Consider the following 18,786-nt stretch of genomic DNA (forward strand, 5'->3'; position numbering starts at 1 on the left):
ATTTTTGTTGATAATTATTGGATTTTTATTCCTTTTATATTATTTAACTAAAATACTTTAGGTGGGACAAGGAGAAAAGGAAGCTTCAATCATAGAAGTTTCCTTTTCTTAAATGAAATATAAATATAATCTTAACTGATACAGTTATTTTAAATTTATTGTTTTACCGACTACTTTATTTCATTAAACAAAAAGTGTTGAGTTTATATTGGTGGATTAATTACGTCATTAAATTCATTTATAGATCCAAGATAGATTTGTGGGTCTGCTGAAGCAGCTAATAAGCCTATAAATAAAACATAAAACAATATCTTTTTCATACTTCTACTCCTTTTTATGTATATTTACTCTTATACAATCTATTTACTAGTTCCAAATACTTTATCTGATTTTGCATATCTTTTTTATCTCTATAAAACGAAATTAAAGCTTCGGAATATAATATGACATCGTTAAGAAGTTCAAAGTTTAATAAGGTATCCATTTGAATGGCGGTAAAAAAGTTCGCAAATTCTTCAAGTGTACTTGTATAAAACTTATTTTTAATGTAGTACTGCTTTTCTATTTGTTTATTTTTTTCTTGTCTAGCCAATTGCAATATTTGATTATATAGTTCAAAAAACTTTTCCTTATCGCCGATCAATAAATATACTTCTGCTAGATCACATAAAGATTGTAAATATGAAGTTTCTGATTTCCTAAAATATTTTATACTATTTTCAAATAAATCTATTGCTTCTTTGTAATTATTACTTACTTTCTTTAAATGTGCGATATTATGATAAGTTATAGCTATTGTAGGGTCATTCTTTAAACGAATTGCATTTTTCAGAAGTATATTGTAATGTTCCTCAGAATCTTTTACAGCACCAATTTTCTGATAGTTATTAGCTATTAACATCTGTGTATGCATTTTTTTCTTAAAGTTATTATGGGTATTAAAAATTTCTAAAGCTTTATTACAATATAAAATTGAAGCTCCATAATTTTTTAAAAGCTTCATAGTATAAGCATAATGATAATAAAGTTCACCATAATGATTAAAGTTCTTATCTATTAACTTATTTAATATGACATGCGCTGGATCTACATCTCCTCCTTTTAAATAATATATCCCATTATAATAGGTGAATAAGGCAAATTCATATTGGGAAAATTTTTTTGTTTTTTTTAGTAATATTTTTCTTATATATTTATACTTTACTTTATCATTCAACGATAAAAAATAACGATATTCAACAATGGAGTAATAATTATATAAATGAATTGAAGTCACAATCTGTTGATTTTCTTTAAGAAAATTGTACTTATTTTTGGCATCTTCAAAGTCTTCATAAACAATCGCTTGATACCAATCATCTATTAGTTGCAGAAAATATTTATATTCTTCCTTATACTGAGATATATGTATATTAAGCTTGTCCAGTAATAATTTAATCGTTTCTTCATTACCTTCCCTGCTTCCATTTTCAATTTTACTAAGGTGTGAAATAGAACAGATGCCATGAGCTAGTTCCTCTTGCGTTATTCTTTTACTAATTCTAGCAGTTCTAATTATTGATCCAATTTCCAAATTTATTCACCTTCCAAACTCTTATCTTTTTCTTATTATAATATAGTACACAATTTCGACATAATTCTACATACTTTTTTTCCCAACATTTAAAAAATAAATTTCTATATATGATAAAAATAACAATTAAAGTTTATAATTTACAATTTAAAAACAAAAAAAGTCAAATTCCAGTGAAAAATATCGAAATTTGACATGTTGTTTTTTATAGTATTTTATTAAAATTAAGATAATTTCAAGCAAGCCCTACAAATGAATTGTATTTGTTTTCTCTTAGTTGATGATAGAAATTCATATACATCTATAACATCAAACCCTTTTTCTTCTAATCGTTTCACCATGTTGTCCACTGAGAAGTATGAATGAATTCGGCCATATCCATCGATATTTCCCTCAATAAAGGCTTCTCCCCAAACCACTAAACTAAATAAACTATCAACTTTGAGCTTATTAAGTACTAACTCGAAATATTTATCATGCAAATTTGGGTGCTGATGATGAAAACAACCATTGTCTATAATTAAATGAAATTTCTGATTTGAACCTTGAGACCATTCGAATACATCTCCTTCTACAAATGTAATACATTTATTCTCAAGGTACTTAACCCATTCTTTATTTTTAATTAGATCTATTCCTATATATGATTGCAAATTGTCTATTTGATGGATTCTACATCCATTACCACATCCAATATCAAGTACATCTATACAGATATTTGAATATAATTTATTAAATATCCGTATGCTTCTTTGTATCGTTAAAGACAATGATTCATCGTGAGACCACTCATCGCTTCCCTCCTCATAGTGCTTGAGAAAGGCATTTTTCAACGTAGTTTTATAAGTGTCTTTATTATATAACATCTTTCTTAAACCACATCCTTACATATTGTTTACTATATTTAATGATTTTGATGATGATTATTTACTTTTTACTATTATTTTCACAACCTTTATCCACTATGAATTAGAAAATGATTAGAATCATATTATTAATCCCATTTAACAAAACTCAGTATTTTATTCCAATCCTCTATGTCCGCTCCAGCAGGTAATGATAAAACACTGTTAATTCTTTCCATAGAACTGACACTACCGTTTTTTAAAATCTCAAATAATTCTAATGCTAATACACCTCCAAAAACATAACACATCCCTTCATTAATATGAGACCATACTAATCGATTACCGCACCACAAATAATTGTTTTCTTCTAAGTAATCACCAAAAGTAAACTTACACACATCCATCCAGATTTCTTGTATATAATCGGGATGATCTGGAGCATTGTCAATCAGTTTAAATATGAACTCCGTTATGGCAAACTGAAAAAGAACGGTTGAGATCACTCTTTGACTAAAACCACTTTGTCCCTCTAACCTATATGAAGTGTACAAATCCACACTTGTCGGAAAAATTTCAAGAACTGAAGTATCTGGAAGAATATAGTTTCTATTTGTTTCTTTATATTTATAAAAATGCAATCCATGTGCAAGCTCATGAGTTAGTCCAAAAAAACTAGCTCTATTTGTTACTGAGTGTATAAAACATAAAGGATCTTTATTATAAGAAACAGGCATAGTAAATGCTTTTTTTTCTTTTGTTTTTTTACAACTAGCTTCAACACATCCAGAATCAAATAAATATTGAATTGTCTCTGACCATTCAGGATTAAGATCTTTCATTAAATGAATAATGTTATTCTTACCAATATCATAATTCATTTCATGAAGCTTACTCTCTTCATTAAAATTTAAATCAACCCAACTTAGTTTCCCTTCTGATTTCATCGAAACTTGCTTTTCTAAAAGTTCATGGAAATAAGATATTTTACTAACTAACTTATCCCTTACTTTAAAATAATAACTTGGTATTTCTTCTTTTTTTTGAATCTCTATCCACTTTAATAGTAAAGTTGAGAGTTGATTTTTATTTGTTTCGTAAAATTTATTTGCATAATTAAAGTACTGATTTCTAATTTTACTATCAGTAGAAGTTGCAGCCTGAAAAGAAGTAAGCCCACCAAAATCGTGGTTTTTTAATGGAGATAAAATTTGATTTACTTTATCTTGAATTTGACAACTCTTGAAATCCATATCGTCTTCTTCATAAAAATCTTTCAAAGTATTTTCAAGTACAAAAATATTATTCTCCCAATAACTTCTATTGTCATCTATTGATACTTTTGCATAAGCATATGTCCATAAATAAGATTCTAACTCCTCCGCTTTGTCAAAATCTGCACTTTTGTATAGATCTGAAAGGACTTGTAAATCTTTATGCCACATTTGTTCTGACATTTCACTTTTATAAAACCGATCAAGATTCCACCTCATTATCCCTGACGCTCCTTACAAGTTTTTTTTATAATGAAATTTAATCCAGCCATCCACAACCCAATGCATATAACACCAACCACATAAACATATAACAGGCTCCATTCTATAACTCCACTAAAATTTGTAGTGACTATTGATGGTAAGGAGGTGATGAAGTAAGCAGGATACAAGGTGGACATGACTGAAAAAGCAATTCCTCCAGTTAAAAAAAGATGCATTGGTTTTGTATATAATCTAGAAGCTGGACTACCTAGATGAATGGGCATTCTTGGATCATAATAAGCTTGTATAATGTGAAAGGCTCCAGTCAAAACAATATGTGCCATAATTCCAACGATCAATGTAATTGAAATATAAATTGGCGAAACATGATAGTAAAATCCACCTATCATATTAGCTGCAACAAAAAAAATAATTCCTAATATCAACATTGGGAAATCCCATCGATAAAATAAAACTTTAAACAATGTTAAACCTGGTGTCAAAATATAATATAAAGTCTGACCTCGTCGAATATTTTTTATATACTCTTGTATCCCTTTAAATAGTAGTGCGTCCCCAATGGAATCAATTGCGATCATAATAACAAAAAAAGTAACTAATTCCATTTTATCCACTATATTTCCATCAATTACACTAAACATTGCAAAAACAACGACAAATTGTGCAGCATAGAACAAAAGTTGAGGTATCAATTCAACTATTCCAACCATAAATCTATTCTTTACACCAAACTTACTAACTTGATATGCAGACTTAAACAAGTTGACATTTGCAACAATATAATCAAGAATAAAACTTTTCACGTTGACTATTTTCCGCCCCCCTACATAGTTTAAAAAATAAGAAAAACCAAACGATTGATCCTACTAAAACGTATAATATCAATTGATCACGTCCCTCTACCATAGTAGGATCCAAAACAGATAAAGGAACTGAAATACTAGCTCCGAATGGATTTAAAATATAAAATAAAAATGAATTTGAAATCATACCTAACGGGAATACTGCCCCAGAAAAAATCCAAGTCAAGCTATAAAACATTGAACTTAATATATTTGAATAGCCCTTGGGCGAATAATATCTAGTCAAAATTCCAGCAAGTATTAAATTACAAGAACCAATCATAATACATAAGAGAGCTAAAAGGATCGTTATTAATCCATATCCATGACTTACAGATAGAAAAACATAAACAGTAACCCAGCAGTAAAACCATTTGTCTTTATATACTTTTCCAAGATAGTGTATTAAGAATACATTGGTGACACCTGAAGGAAATAAATCCACTGCATGCCATTTGGAAGATTCAAAAAGATCAATCTGTTCTTTCCCTAACCCTTTAAGAGAAATAATAATCCACAAAGGATAGGACATTAGTGAATACACAACTAAAAATTTCCAGTCATATCCATTTAAACTTCCTGCATTGTACCAAATGAAGCAATCGGTTATTAAAATGAGTAGCATGTAATAAAATAGTACCTTCCAGTGCATATACCCAGAAGGAGTATCCTTCATTATTTTAAAAGTTAGACCGATTCCTTTATATATTTTACCAGTCTCCAACTTAGTTACCTCCATACAAATGAATATATTGATTTTCAATATCATTTGCATATTTATCCTGATTCTGATCCATCCCAACAAATGTATTTTTATGTAAAAAAGCATATTGTTTTGAAATTTCAACAATGTCATTTAAGTTATGTGAGGTCAGAATTCCACATACATCTGGAAAATCAGATAAATACTCATTAATGATTTGCCTTATTTCTTTAATGGCAAGCGGATCTAATCCTACTGTTGGTTCATCAAGGATTAAAACTTTAGGGAAATAGGCTAGTGTAATTGCAATTTCAAACTTTATTCTTTCCCCAAATGAAATCGAAGTAGGCAGTTGATCTAACCTAGGTATAAGATTAAACTCTTCAATTTTTTCCATAAACCACGACTCATTAAAGTCTTCATAGAGGTTTCTGTATAAAACAACGTGCTCATTTAAAGTAATCGTAGAAAACAACCTTGAATTTGCTCCTGAAATCCACCCTATTAACTTCTTCCATTTTGGATTTTTAAGAGAAGGTGAGAAAGTGTTATCATATACAATTTCCCCCTCATTTGGTTGATAAACCCCCATAAGCAGCTTAGTAAATGTCGTTTTACCTGAACCATTAGGTCCAATAAGACCAAACAACTCTCCCTTATTTATGGTTATATTAACACCTTTTAAAATTGGAATTTGCTCAACTTTTGTTTTTAAAAAAGATCGATTTTTTTTAATATATGAAAACCGTACATTAGAAACTTCTATCATATTGCTCTCCTTTAGTTATTGTAAAATTAACTCTCTAACCTTTTGAGGAATACCATTTACTAGCCTGTAAGCATTAATATAAGGACCTCTTCCTCCAACCAATAACACTGAAGTTCCATCTTTCCCCTTTTGAATCACCATACCTTTTGGATAATCAGAAACATTTTGAATATCAAGAAAATTCGAACTAATTGAATCATGATAGTTGTAAGATATTAATGCGGAACTATAAGTTATACCATACACATAATTTCCATCAACAATTGCATTTTCACATGTCGTGGTTACCCATTCCGCCCATCTCTTTTCAACCTTCCATGTTGAAGCATTCAACTCTACTATCCCTTCTGGACCATTTACAAGAATATTGCCATTGTTCAATACTCTAAATCTCTTTATATTATCTAGTAATTCAATGTTAGTAATTAATTCTTTTGTATTTGCATCAAGAACACGAATCATTTTTCTACGCATTCCTAATATTAAGTTCCCTTTAAGATCGTAACAAACAGCCCATACCGGTAATTCAAGAGAAAATTCGGCTATCATCTCACCTGAGTCTAATGACATTTCCATCGCATAATTATCCTCAGTTCCTACAAGCACTCTGTTTTCAAAATAGGCTACATCTCTACAAATCCCTTTTAGCTGCTTATGCCATAATATGTCCCCACTAGCATCAGCTCTAAACACTGTTCCGTTAGTAGAAATAGCTATAAATCCACTATCCTTGAGCGGAATAGACCTTCTAATCCTTCCAAAAGAATAATGGAATCGCTCAACCTCTTTTATTTTTATACTATTATAACGGTCACTTTCATAACATACGACAGACACGCTTCCATCTTCTAGGGCACAGTACACCTTCTCTGGGTGATCTGGATGTTCATCCATTCCCCATATACAATTTCCATTTCCAATAGAACTCATAATATTTCCTGTAGTCCCATTTACTTGATATACTTCTCCTGACTCTAGTACCACATAAATTGTTTCATCATTTACATAACAAACTTGATTTAATTGAAATTTAAAAGGTCCTATTTTATTTTTTAGTTGAATTTGTTTATTTTTATTTGAATATATGTATAAGTAGTGATCAAAGCATGCAACATAAGCTAAAGAATAGTCTTTGTTAAAAGTAATCCATTCAACATCATCATTAGTAATACTATAATGTTCAGCATTCTCCAAATTGCCATCAACAATTGTTATTCCATAACGATTATCGGTAGTCCCCCAAAAACGATCATGTTTTTTGTCATACTTAACACAATGTACAGGTCCATCATCAATCCTAATTGCTTTTTCAAAAATACCAGTATCTAAACTTCCTTTATATAACCATCCACGAAAGTCAGATAGAACATGTACATCCTTTTTATCTGAACAAATATATTCAGTAAATGATTCTTTATTTGGATCTAAAATTCTCTCTACCGACAACTCTTCTAAATCCAACTCTAGAATTTGACCGTAGCCATTTGATGAGTATAATTTATTATTGTAAATTTCTAATGCATGATTTGGTGAAGAGACGGCCAAGTCATCTTCATGTAATCCACTTTCATCTTTATATTCACTTGATATTAAGATGTCTAAAGGTTCTAATGAATCGATATCCCATTTAACAATATTTCCAGCATTATCTTTTGTGAAGATAAAATCTGAAGTAGAAACAATTTTATAAATTGGATTGTTAAGATCAATGTTCCTTGATTGTTTAACAATATTAAGATTTGAGTCTAACAAATATATTTGTCCTTTTCTCCCTCCAGCAACAATATAATTTTCATTAACGATATGAATATTCTGTATTCTTTCTCTCATTACAACCCTCTCCTTATATTTAATCTTACAATTCTAAATACACATTACCTGAATTTTGAGTACAGTATGAAATTTGGAGAAAACGTCACGTTACACTTTATGATTCTAAGTAGTTCATAACACGTTTGACGTCTTCTCTTTCATACTTTACTAATGAAAACTAGCTTTTATTTTTATTAATAACCTTCTGCATTCTTTCCAGCTGTTCGCTTTACTGGCTTTTTTTTCTCGGACATCTTCTTGCACCTCCTTGACTAGAAATATTTATGTTAGGTTTTTATTACACTCCTACGGGTACGTTCTTACCTGCAATTCGCTTTACTGGCTTCTTTTTCTCAGACATCTTCTTGCACCTCCTTAACTAGTCTTAATTTATGTTAGGTTTATTACACTCCTACGGGTACGTTCTTACCTGCAATTCGCTTTACTGGCTTCTTTTTCTCAGACATCTTCTTGCACCTCCTTAACTAGTCCTAATTTATATTAGGTTTTATTAAACTCCTACGGGTACATTCTTACCTGCAATTCGCTTTACTGGCTTCTTTTTCTCAGACATCTTCTTACACCTCCTCAACTAGTCCTATTTATATTAGGTTTTATTAAACTCCTATCGCTACGCTATTTCCTGCAATTCGCTTTACTGGCTTCTTTCTCTTGGACATCTTCTAACACCTCCATAGTTAGTAAAAAAATATATATTAACCTACGTGAACTTTCATAGATTCTTTTTCGTTGGTATATAACAAAGAATTCTTACCATCTTCAATATTTGTATACTTCACATTTTGTTCTACTCTGCAAGAAAAACATGCACGTTTACAAAAATCTTTACATCCCATTTTCTTCTTTTGCATTATTTTTAACCTCTCTTCCATCTCTTTAGTTATTAATTAAACAGCTTTATCTAGACGCTGAAGCATTTCCTTTTTAACTTGAAGCAAATGAAGTACTGTAGGGTCTACACAATAAATACATCCGTCGTAAGATGCAGCAAGTACTACATTTTCGTTGCTTGCAACACTGCTAATTCCATTGTTAGCTATTTTTTTGGAAATCACTTTTCCATTTGTTAAGTTAACAGTATATAAATTGCCCCAATAATCACCTACAACAGCCATTGCCTCACCTACAAAACAAACGGATTTCAATGAACGTTTACCTAAACAAAATGAATGTAATAACTTTCCTGTAGAAAACTCAAATATTTTCAAAGTAAAATCTCTACTTACACTTGCAATTAATTGACCAGAAGGTGAGAAGTCTACATCATTAATAATGGCAGTATGACCAAGAAATTGATTCATTACTTCACCTTTGAAATTCCATGTTTTTATTTCTCCTCCAGCTGAACAACTAAGACCATAATCTTCCACTGGATGTAAGCGTAAAGATTTTACAGCCCCTTCGTGTACGTTTAATAATTTGCTTAAAACCTCCCCTTCAGAGTTCATATGAACGATTGCACCACTATAACATCCTACAAATAACTGATTGTTTTTAGAAAATCTAATTGTATTAATAGGCCCTTCTCCTAAAAACATTTCTTTTTTCTTGAAAAGTTGACTATTTTTAAAATGAAATAAATGTACTTTTTGATTATGAGCTCCTGTCGCTAAAATATTACTCTGCTCATTTAACGCTACAGCATTCATTAAGAACCTACCAGATTGAGGTTCTACTATATGAAAGGGTTGGTTAGGATATAGATTCATCTCTCCCATTCTAATAAACCCATCATCACTAACTAATGCCATCTTCTGATTAGATATTGCAATTTCGTTAAAACAAACATTCCCTACTTCATATTGATTGTCCCCAATTTCCTTTATAAACTGACCAGATTGTGCTTCCCAAACAAGTACGGTTCCATCAAACGTACCAGCTAAAACGTTCTTCCCATCTTGTGACCAGACTAATGACCTCTCCCACTTTGTAGGAATATTCTCCAAAGCAACTTTTGAAGTAAAATCATCGCTATTCCAAATAATGATATTTTGATCGTATGCCGCTGATAAGATATCTCCAGTTTCTGGAGAAATAGCAACTTTTTTAATCCCTGATTGATGGGCGTTAATTTCTTTTACTAACTCTCCATTTTCTATACTAAATACCCGAATGAATCCATCATCACAACCTAATACCACTCTTTTTTTGTTAATATCTATCGCACAAGTATCTGTCTCAACTTCAAATGGACCCCATTTATGAATTAATTTTCCTGTGTCAATGTCCCAAACACGTAAGGTTTTATCATCTCCAGATGAGAAGATCTTTTGGTCAAAGTAAGCTAAAGACAGTACATCTTTTTCATGACCATCTATTACTGTTTTCACTGCTCCAGTAGTTAAATCCCAAACAAGTATTCTATGATCTCTTGATGCAGAAACCCCAAGCTCATCATTAATAAACATAAAATCTTCTACATCATCACTGTGCCCTAACAAGGTAATTTGAACTTTACCACGAACTATATCCCAAACTTTGATTGTGTAATCGGAAGAACAAGACGCTGCTTTAGTTCCTTCTTGATTAGATACAATTTTATTTACTAAATGATCATGATAACCCAATAATGTTACTTGATTATCTACTAAATTGAACTTAGCAACGGCTCCATCATATGCTGAAGTAACAACTTCATTCCCACCAAGATGTGCTACACTTGTTACAGGTCCACGATGTTTTCTAAATTCATGATTTTTCATGTCATTCACCCTCCAGATTCTACTTTTTGTAGTTCTTCTTGGTATCCAATATTTTTATGGAATGTTATTCTCTCACCATGAAGATCGCTTAGTACATTTAATGCCGTTTGGGCACCATGTCCTGCTGCAATAATAGCTTGAGACGAGACACCTGCTGCTGTACCTGTTGCATAAACATTAGGAATTGATGTTTTACAATTTTCATCAATTGTTATCTTCTTCTGAGTATATGGCTCATTATGTTCTTCCAAATTTACTCCTGAGATTTCAGCACATTTCATTCCAGCACCTTGTCCACAAGCAAGAATCAATTTATTAGCTATATAACTTCCTTCTCCACAAATGACTTCAATGTGAGAATCATAATATTTAATTTCAGATATCTTATCTTCATATATTTGTACATCGCGTTGTTTGATTTGTTCTAATCCTAGTTCTAATAGTTCTGGCCCATCAAAACCTTCAGGAAAACCCAAGTAATTATCCACAAATGCTGCATACATCTGAGAACGTTGTTCACCAATCATTAATGTTCTAAGCCCACCATCAGCTAGATACATTCCTGCACTTAAAGCCGATGGTCCTAAACCTATAATCATTGCATCATATTTGACTTCACTACTCATAAATACAACCTCCTATTATTAATCTAAATATTTATATACTGAATATTCAAAATTTTCTAATTATTCTAAAGCCAGTGTATTTAAAAACTTCATCAGGATGCCTTCCATGACGTCTAGCTACACGACACAAGTCTCCTCCGCGAGCAAAAGATCCTCCTTTTAGTACGGGATATTTTTCCCCTAGTGTTTCAATGAGATCATCTTCAATAAAATCTCCACCTTTGTAAGGTTCATATATGGTGCTTGTCCACTCTTCTACATTTCCTCCCATATCATATACTCCAAAATAGGAACGTCCACTTCCATATTTTCGAACAGGTGTTGTAGAACCTACACCAGCTTCAATGGAATTACATACACTATCGTCAAATTCATTCCCCCAAGGGTATTGTGTCTTTAATGGACCTCTAGCTGCATATTCCCACTGATGTTCTGAAGGGATTGAGATGATCATATCCATTTCCTTAGAAATCCATAAACAAAAACTTAATGCCTCATCATAACTCATACCCCATACAGGATGGTCATCTTTACCTGGCTGCTTCAATATACTTTCAGGATAAGGTATATCAGTACTGTCACAAAATTGTTTATACAGCTGATTAGTAACGAGTATATCTGAGATTTCAAAAGCTTCTATATGAACCTGATGTTTAGGATATTCTTTCATTAACCAGTCTTTAAAATCTCTTTCATACCTTGGCTCTAGCAACTTATCTTTCCAATATTCGTGCGCCTCTTCAATTTCCTCCCTACTACTTCCTATAAATGCTTCCCCTTCAGGGATTTTAATCCACTGAAAATCTACTTCCAAAGTCATATTGATCCTCCTCATCCTGACTAACTTTTTTATATAATGTGTTTACATTTATTAATTTTGGTATGAATATATCTATAATTGTACTGAGAAGAATTTCCCCATATTGAAACTCGTTTAGATATATTTACACCCATTAATCGCAATGCATTTACCTTTAAAGGATTATTCGTCATCAATGAAACTGATTTCTTTCTGAGATGATTCAATACGATGCTTGCCTCTTCATAATTACGTTGATCCTCCTGAAATCCAAGAGAAGTATTTGCTTCAAGTGTGTCATATCCATTTTCTTGCAATATATAAGTCAGTGATTTATTTAATAACCCTATCCCTCTTCCTTCCTGATTCGCAATATAGAACAGTGCCCCACATTGATTTTCCACAATCTTTTGAATCGATTTTTGTAATTGAAACCCACAGTCACATTTTTTACTTCCAAATATATCTCCTGTGTGGCAAATACTATGCATTCTTATCCAAGCATCCTCGCTCTCTTCAAAGTTACCAAAAGTTAAAACAGAAGACTGTTGTAAATTTGCAAGATCTAAACTAGGGAGCGATTGAATAAATTGCCTCTTATCTTTTATGTGTAGATCAGTTACATCCATCCATGTATACCATTGAAAAAATACTGTACTCTCATGTAATGTTATCGGCATTTGTACTGGTCCAACCAAACAAATTTTTTGCTCATGATGCTCAATAATTTGTATTTTATCTTTAATCAATTCAATTGAAACTTCATTTATCATTTTATCCACCTTCCATTTAAACTTGTTTAAAAGATTACTTTTCTTCAACTTAATGTGTTTTTTAAAATCCATTGCACCATATAAATAGGATTTATATTACTGTCATGAATTTGAATTGAATCAAATAATTTATCAGATGAGATGTGGCAATAATCATCCAACTCACCATGAAGCTTCAACATTTCTCTCAATTGATCCGTCATTATACTAAAATCATCTGTGACTTCTTCTGAAAGTGAATGTATTTCCTCTCCCCATGTTGTATAACCAATTAGCAAATGAGATTGGATGTTATTTTCTTGTTTTATTTGTTCAATTTTCTTATTTTGAACATTCACATCAACACTCTTTAGTTTGATAAAACTTTGCTTATAAGGATGGAATACATAGAATCCTTTTTCTTCAAGTTCAGTAATTACAAAGTCTTCTAAAATAATTACAATAGGTAGAAGGTTGTTCTCCATTCCTACATTTGAACTTGTTTTAAATGATTCGTATAATAATTGTCCTAGCACATTTTTATGCATCATTGGTATCGGTGGCGCTATTACTGAGTACCCTTCCTGTTCTTTTTGGATTATACAAGGAATTTCTTTAATCAAATTTATATTTTCTTGAGCTATGTCATGTAAATAATCAATTATGGTTTTTCTTGCATCAATTCTGTTCATTTTCTTTACCCCAATTTCGTAATGTTAATATTAAACCCTCCCGGTTGCTGCTCTTCAACAAGATAATCATTATTCGATACTATGAATGTGTTACTTAAAAGAACCGTTAAGCTTAATCCTAAAATTAAAGAAACTATATATTTTTTCATTTATTTTTTTCCTCTCTGTCATTTGTTAATCAAATTGTAATACATGCAAAATGTTAAATGTAAGAAGTAAAGTTTCACTTTATTTTCTTGCATTTAACTATGTGTTTTTCAATCAAATTTAACAAAATATACAAAGGAAAAATGCTGAAACACAAAAAAACTCCCACGCTGCTTAAATAAAGGCAGAATGAAAGCTATTTTTAATCTAGTATTCATTTTTTTAATTTAATATCTAAGTTATCCTCAAAAAAAACAATGGATTGCTCATTTAATTTTTTAGAATTCGATTTTACAATGACATGCCCAGCTCGAGTATGAGAATCAACGGCTTTCTTAATTTTGTCACCGACATTATAATATATAGACCATTGATGAATATTATCATCCGTAATCTCATCTAAAAAACCTTTACTTAATAGTGTTCCTTCTTCAAATGACAAAAACTTAATTGAAGTACACTGAGTATGTTGAGGAATTTGCAGCTTCAAAACAGATGAATCATAGTGTGACTTTATACCCAGCTCATACTGATCAAAACCAGTTGATAGATTATGTAAATATGGTATATAGTCCCCTCCAGGTCTTGTATGCATTTCAATAACAACTATTTTATTGTCTTTAATATTCCTTTTAACTTCAATATGACTAGGTCCATACTCAACACCTATCGTTGTTAATGCTTCCTTCGTTATATGTACAATATTTTCATATAGTTCTTGACTTATTGCTGCCGGTGTAGTATGGCCTATTTCAATAAAATGTGGGTTTTCAGATGTGGTTTTCTCAGTAATCCCTAGTATAAAATGATCTCCATTTGATGAAACTATTTCAACACTATATTCAGGTCCCTCAATAAAAGGTTCAAATATCCATTTGTTATAATCCTTATTGCTATGCTTTAAGAACCATTCAGTCCATTTCTCCTGATTATCTATAAAGAATATATTTTTACTTCCCACACCATCAAAAGGCTTTATAATAAAAGGAACTGGAATGGGCAAAATATTTTTTTCAAATTCATGAATATATCCCAGTTTATAATTAAGCTTTAATAAATGATTGTCAGAAAATATTTCTCTCATTCTTGATTTATCTCTAGTAGATTTAACTACTTTACACTGATTAGTTGGCAATCCAAGTTGTTCACTAAGAATGGCTGCTGATTCTAATCCCATTTCAGTAAAGCTAGTAACTAAATCAATCTTAGTATAACGTTTTGTTATGTCTATTAATTTTTGGTGAATTTCATCTGTATCCTCTAAACTATTTACTAAAATAATACTATCGACTCGCTCTGACACAACATTAGGTATTTCTGAAGATCTTGGACTTATTACAATACATTTAAAACCTAATTTTATTGCTGCAAGCACCCCATATTCACTTGGTCCTAAAATAACTATTAATTTATCCATTTACTACACTCCATTCTAATAAATTTATTGCCTCTTTCGCTTTTTTTTGAGCTTCTTCTTTCGAATCTCCTTTTGTAATAATGTAACCTAAGCGATTATAACTACTTCTTATATTAGTAGAGTGATATGGGAGTTTATTAATACTCATTCTTATGAAGCCTGCCATATTTTTTATTCTTCTCTTCTCTTTTACTGCTACATATTTCCCAGAAGTTAATGGCAGGGCAAACTGAATAGATGCATACTTTCGCTTCTTATTTTGTATACCAATATCTATCGCGATTGATTGATTCACAACATGTTCTATCATATTAACTCCTGTTGAAATTTCTACTAATTCTGGAATACAATCTCCTGCTAACCTAGGATTAATTTCTACTAAATAGACATCATTTTCATCAATAAAAAATTCGATATGAGCAGATCCAAAATCAAGTTCAAATAAATGAAGAAGGTTAGCTAATTTATCCTGTAGATTATTTACAGGGATGTTTAAAGACCCAGTCACATGACCACACTCCACAGAATGACTACCATATGTTTCTTTCTCTGTAATTGAAATAAGGTTCCATTTTGAGTTAGAAAATATCATTTCAGCAGAAAATTCTTTTCCAACAATAAGTTCTTCAATAAGCCACTCTTTTTCAAGTTGATAACCCCTTTCATTTATTTCCCTTTTCATTTCTTTTCGTAATGAGTTTCTTAACTGCTCTTCAGACTTGCAGATTGTTACTCCATTACTTCCACTATCATCTACTGGTTTAATAACACATGGATATTTTAAACTCATCTTTTCTATATCTTCCATTGAAGAAACTACACTATACTTTGGTTGTGATATCTGTTTAAATTTATTCTTTCTGATGTGGTCACGCATCTTCCTTTTGTTCCTTACTTTTTCTAAAGAAGGAATTTGATGTCCTGGTAAATGTAAATGCTCTGCTAACACTGCAGCAGGTATAAGATGGTAATCATCAAATGCTAAAATTCCAGAATAATTCAAATGATTCTTTTTTATAAATTCCTTCATTTTATCAACATCATAAGTATCGATAACAAGGCTTTCATCAGCAAGTTTTTGAGGATGATTATCTTCCATTGTTTTATATTGATCAAAGTCGGAAGTCCAAAAGTGAACTTCATAACCTTTCTCCTTCGCAATCTTCATTGCTTCTGATCCAGTTCCTGTAGTATTTGTCTCTATAAATAAAATTTTATTGCTCATATACTCTCTCTCCTTCATTATTGTTATTGTATTTATTACAATTATGGAATTAATAATTTACTTTTAATTTGGAGGTTATAAGATATAGTGTTAAAATGCAGGTTGAAAGTAAAGATAATAATAAAAACGTATGACTATTGAAGTAATTATAAATATTTAAACCTATAAAACCTCCCAGAGATTCACCTAATCCCCAAACAACTCCTGCTATTCCAAATGCCCATGAAGAACTTAATCCACCTCTGTTAGAAACTAAATCACTATCAATTGTAGGAACCCATATTACTTCACTAATACTAAACAAAATAATAGCAACTACTACATAAGTAATGTTAGGTGCAAACCAAAGAATGAAGAAAGAAATGGTTATTAATATAAAAGCAATGGAATACCACATTTTTTTAGAAAGGTAAGATTGAATTCTAGGAAATATTCCCTGAGTGCAAATTACAGTTACAGCATTTACTGTAAATAGAATTCCGATCGTTTTTCCTGTAAAACCATCCGAAAATACAATAGGAAATGTAGTAAATATTTGAATATATAAAAACCAAAAGATAGAAGTAAATAATGTAAAATTAATAAATACCTTCAAACTGCTATTATCTTTTCCATATCTAATAAACTCAATAAAGCTTATACTTTTCCCGCGATTTAATTGAACTTTAGGTAGTAATAAGGAAATGATTCCTGCAAAAATATAATTATACATTCCAATCATTAACAAGTAGTTAGGATTCCAATCTAATATGATCCCACCCAGTAAAGGACCAATTGCTGAACCCACATTTACTGCGATGTTAAGCAATGCATATGAACTTAACCGTTTAGATTCCTCATACATTGAGATATGTGTCTTTAAGGAAATATTATACAAGGAAATAAAGATTCCTAAGGTAATGACTAATAACATTAACATTAAATAGTTATTAGAATATGTCATTAGAAGGAGTATAAGTGCAGATCCAAATAATCCAACAATTAAGCTGTTCTTTAATCCGAGCTTGTTAATGATTCCACCTACAAATGCACTTCCAGCCTTGGACATAAAAGTAAATGATGCAACAATGATACTTGCTTTTCCTATGTCTAAATCTTTAACATCAATTAGCCAAATGGATAACAGTGGAATAATGATAAAAAAACCAATGGAATTAAAAGCTCTGATGAAAAAATTGAGCAATCCTTCATTTTTTACTTTAAGCATAAGCCGGCTCCTTTGTTAAATTTCTTACTGATTTTTTTATAATTTCTGCTGCTATATATATATCTGCTGCTGTTATTTCTCTATTGATAACAATCCTTACAATCCCAGGCAACCAATCGAAAACTAATAATCCATAATCTTTACACTTTTTTATAAAGTTACTAGTATCCAGAGTTAAATTGTTTAAATCTAAAAAAATCATATTCGTTTCTATATTTTCAATATCTATACATATCTCAGGAATCTGATTTAATAATATAGCCAATTCCTTTGTAAGTTGGTGATCACGGTGTATATCAAGCAAATGATAATCTAATGCATGTTGAGCAGCAGCTGCGTATATACCTATTTGATGTAAGCCTCCACCAAATTGTTTTCTAATTGCCCTAGCATCTTTTATGAATTCTTGATTTCCCATCAGCATAGATCCGTAAGGTGCACCAAGACCTTTAGCAAAACAAACACTCAAACTATCAACGTTTCTAGCATATTCTTTTAATGGAATTCCTGTTGCAATATGTGCATTAAATAATCTAGCTCCATCCAAATGAAGAGATATACCAATCTCCCTAGTATAATGATATAAAGATCTGATAGTTTCGATTGGAAACGTCTTTCCTTGATAATAATTTATTGTATTTTCAATACTAACTAACTGAGGTTTTGAGTATAATGCACCTCTAGGTTTTGAGTTTATAAGCTCTTCAACATCATGTTTAGTAATGATTCCGTCTTTTTTTCTCACACAATTCAAAACAGCTCTACTAAGTATCGCAGTAGAAGCACTTTCATAAAAATTAATATGATAATTTGCTTCAGTTATGATCTCATTTCCCTCATCTACATGAGCTTTTATAGCCACTTGATTTGCCATTGTTCCACTTGGAATAAATAACGCACCTTCAACTTCAAATAAATCTTTACAATATTCTTCTAAATCATTTACACTTTTATCTTCACCATAACAATCATCACCTACAATAGCAGTCTTCATTACTTCACGCATTTCCTCTGATGGTTTGGTTAACGTATCACTTCTCATATCAATCATTTCCTAAGAACACCTCACATAAATTATTTAAATGTTATTTGTTAATTAAATTGTAATTTACACAAATTGTTTAATGTAAGAAGTAAAGTTTTGTATTATTTTAA

Annotated in this window: 17 protein-coding genes; all 17 read right to left on the reverse strand. The window is 30.9% G+C overall.

Translation table 11 applies throughout. The features are described from left to right. Positions 1-334: 334 nt before the first annotated feature. Positions 335-1,573 carry a tetratricopeptide repeat protein gene (locus Q5Y73_RS12030; RefSeq protein ID WP_305992140.1) on the reverse strand — a complete coding sequence of 413 codons (1,239 nt, stop codon included), beginning with the start codon at positions 1,571-1,573 and terminating at the stop codon, positions 335-337. A 224-nt stretch (positions 1,574-1,797) separates the two neighbouring features. After that, positions 1,798-2,439: a class I SAM-dependent methyltransferase gene (locus Q5Y73_RS12035; RefSeq protein ID WP_305992141.1), complete on the reverse strand. Its 642-nt coding sequence runs from the start codon at positions 2,437-2,439 to the stop codon at positions 1,798-1,800. A gap of 128 nt (positions 2,440-2,567) precedes the next feature. Further along, positions 2,568-3,911, reverse strand: coding sequence for a hypothetical protein (locus Q5Y73_RS12040; RefSeq protein ID WP_305992142.1), 1,344 nt, complete (start codon positions 3,909-3,911; stop codon positions 2,568-2,570). Continuing rightward, on the reverse strand, positions 3,911-4,720 hold the full coding sequence (locus Q5Y73_RS12045) for a hypothetical protein (RefSeq protein WP_305992143.1): 810 nt from the start codon (positions 4,718-4,720) through the stop codon (positions 3,911-3,913). Before Q5Y73_RS12045 ends, Q5Y73_RS12040 begins: the two co-directional genes overlap by 1 nt. Further along, positions 4,701-5,483, reverse strand: coding sequence for a hypothetical protein (locus tag Q5Y73_RS12050; RefSeq protein ID WP_305992144.1), 783 nt, complete (start codon positions 5,481-5,483; stop codon positions 4,701-4,703). The genes Q5Y73_RS12045 and Q5Y73_RS12050 overlap by 20 nt, the downstream gene beginning before the upstream one ends. 1 nt (position 5,484) lies before the next feature. Beyond that, entirely contained in the window at positions 5,485-6,231 is a 747-nt protein-coding gene (locus Q5Y73_RS12055) for an ATP-binding cassette domain-containing protein (RefSeq protein ID WP_305992145.1), read from the reverse strand. 15 nt (positions 6,232-6,246) lie between these two features. Then, positions 6,247-8,061, reverse strand: a complete 1,815-nt coding sequence (locus Q5Y73_RS12060) for a hypothetical protein (protein ID WP_305992146.1) — start codon at positions 8,059-8,061, stop codon at positions 6,247-6,249. A gap of 698 nt (positions 8,062-8,759) precedes the next feature. After that, complete coding sequence (locus tag Q5Y73_RS12065) at positions 8,760-8,915, reverse strand: hypothetical protein (protein WP_305992147.1); 156 nt, start codon at positions 8,913-8,915, stop codon at positions 8,760-8,762. Between the two features lie 36 nt (positions 8,916-8,951). After that, positions 8,952-10,766, reverse strand: coding sequence for a WD40 repeat domain-containing protein (locus tag Q5Y73_RS12070; protein WP_305992148.1), 1,815 nt, complete (start codon positions 10,764-10,766; stop codon positions 8,952-8,954). A gap of 5 nt (positions 10,767-10,771) precedes the next feature. Continuing rightward, positions 10,772-11,392, reverse strand: a complete 621-nt coding sequence (locus tag Q5Y73_RS12075) for an FAD-dependent oxidoreductase (protein WP_305992149.1) — start codon at positions 11,390-11,392, stop codon at positions 10,772-10,774. Between the two features lie 46 nt (positions 11,393-11,438). After that, on the reverse strand, positions 11,439-12,212 hold the full coding sequence (locus tag Q5Y73_RS12080) for a formylglycine-generating enzyme family protein (RefSeq protein WP_305992150.1): 774 nt from the start codon (positions 12,210-12,212) through the stop codon (positions 11,439-11,441). A 29-nt stretch (positions 12,213-12,241) separates the two neighbouring features. Further along, positions 12,242-12,964, reverse strand: coding sequence for a GTP cyclohydrolase II (locus Q5Y73_RS12085; protein ID WP_305992151.1), 723 nt, complete (start codon positions 12,962-12,964; stop codon positions 12,242-12,244). A gap of 44 nt (positions 12,965-13,008) precedes the next feature. Further along, a complete protein-coding gene (locus Q5Y73_RS12090) occupies positions 13,009-13,635 on the reverse strand; it encodes a hypothetical protein (RefSeq protein ID WP_305992152.1) in 627 nt (208 codons plus the stop codon). A 361-nt stretch (positions 13,636-13,996) separates the two neighbouring features. Next, the gene (locus Q5Y73_RS12095; protein ID WP_305992153.1) at positions 13,997-15,199 is read right to left on the reverse strand and encodes an ATP-grasp domain-containing protein; all 1,203 of its coding nucleotides are present in this window, start codon (positions 15,197-15,199) and stop codon (positions 13,997-13,999) included. Then, complete coding sequence (locus Q5Y73_RS12100; RefSeq protein ID WP_305992154.1) at positions 15,192-16,424, reverse strand: ATP-grasp domain-containing protein; 1,233 nt, start codon at positions 16,422-16,424, stop codon at positions 15,192-15,194. Before Q5Y73_RS12100 ends, Q5Y73_RS12095 begins: the two co-directional genes overlap by 8 nt. 49 nt (positions 16,425-16,473) lie before the next feature. Beyond that, the gene (locus tag Q5Y73_RS12105; protein WP_305992155.1) at positions 16,474-17,631 is read right to left on the reverse strand and encodes an MFS transporter; all 1,158 of its coding nucleotides are present in this window, start codon (positions 17,629-17,631) and stop codon (positions 16,474-16,476) included. Further along, positions 17,624-18,682: a threonine aldolase family protein gene (locus Q5Y73_RS12110; RefSeq protein WP_305992156.1), complete on the reverse strand. Its 1,059-nt coding sequence runs from the start codon at positions 18,680-18,682 to the stop codon at positions 17,624-17,626. The genes Q5Y73_RS12105 and Q5Y73_RS12110 overlap by 8 nt, the downstream gene beginning before the upstream one ends. Positions 18,683-18,786 lie beyond the last annotated feature (104 nt).

Source organism: Chengkuizengella axinellae (assembly GCF_030730905.1).
In the GTDB taxonomy this organism is placed as follows: Bacteria; Bacillota; Bacilli; order Paenibacillales; family KCTC-33759; genus Chengkuizengella; species Chengkuizengella axinellae.